The sequence below is a fragment of the Nostoc cycadae WK-1 genome, assembly GCF_002897135.1.
GTDB lineage: Bacteria > Cyanobacteriota > Cyanobacteriia > Cyanobacteriales > Nostocaceae > Nostoc_B.
The window spans coordinates 1-1221 of the sequence record NZ_DF978484.1 but is presented as its reverse complement, the minus strand read 5'-3'; the positions used below and the strand labels follow the sequence as shown (position 1 = coordinate 1221).

General features: G+C 40.1%; 1 protein-coding gene. It reads left to right on the top strand.

What is annotated here, in order from left to right:
• The first annotated feature begins 124 nt into the window (after nt 1-124).
• A protein-coding gene (locus tag NCWK1_RS28985; protein ID WP_245895026.1) for an IS630 family transposase occupies nt 125-1179 on the top strand; the annotation gives its coding sequence in 2 pieces (ribosomal slippage) (nt 125-517 and nt 520-1179; 1053 coding nt in all).
• Nucleotides 1180-1221: the final 42 nt, after the last annotated feature.

The window sequence follows — 1221 nt, the reverse complement described above, 5'->3', positions numbered from 1 at the left end:
TACTTGTTTACTATTTTCTCTCTACGGAAAGTGACAGACGATGGCTAAGTAGAACGACTTAAAAAAACCAAACTATGTGAAGATAAGTAAATACGTATGTTCTATCTAGCACGGTAACAAAGACATGGGCAGCCGTTTAAGGGTATTTCTAACTCCACAACAAGATAAAACTCTTTTCAACCTGAGAACGGCAGATGTACCCCAAAAAGTAAAAGACCGAGCATCCGTGATTAGATTGAGCGCACATGGTTGGTATGTAGAGAAGATAGCGGCTCACTTTAATTGGACTGAACAAACAGTAAGAGAAGTTTTGCATAAGTGGAAAAAGCTAGGGTTAGACGGACTTTGGTCTAAACCAGGGCGCGGAAGAAAACCCAAGTGGACAGAAGCGGACATCAAGTTTTTAGAAGAGTGTTTAGAACAAGAACCACGCACATACAACAGTGTTCAACTAGCTCAAAAATTAGAACAAGAACGTTCGATTAATTTAAGTCCCGACTGGTTGAGACGGGTACTCAAAAAAAGGGGGTCATTTGGAAACGAACTAGGAAAAGCCACAAAGGAAAACAAGACCCAGTATTGCAACAAATCAAACAGGCAGACTTAGAAATGCTGGAATTATCTGCTGCTGTGGGAGAAATAGATTTAAAGTATGTCGATGAATCTGGATTTTGTGCTTGGAGTGAACCAAGTTATAGCTACTATTTCCGAGGAGAACAAAAACGTTTAGAGCAAAGTAAGCGTCGAGGTCGAAGATTAAGTATTATTGGCTTTCTGCAACCATTAATCAGCTTTGTTTACGGTTTGGTGATTGGTGGTGTTTCACGAAAATCCTATATCCAGATGATGGAGCAAGAAGCTACTGATGCCCAAAAGACAGGACGCATCAGAGTCGTCGTACAGGATAACGGCCCAATACATCGATGCCGTGAAGTTCAGCAATTGTGGTCAAAGTGGGAAGAAATGGGTTTGTATATCTTCTTTTTACCTAAATATTGTTCGGAAATGAACCCGATTGAATTGGAATGGCAACACCTTAAAAAAGATGAATTAGCCTCGAAAACCTTTGAGGACGAGTTAGACCTCGCATACGCTGTGATTGATGGAGTTCAAACACGAGGAGAAAAAGCAAACTATAGTACGCAACGTGTAAGATTTAACTCTCTTTCTTCTGCTTAACTGTTTGTTACATACCTGTAAATTTTTCCACCGACTTACTTA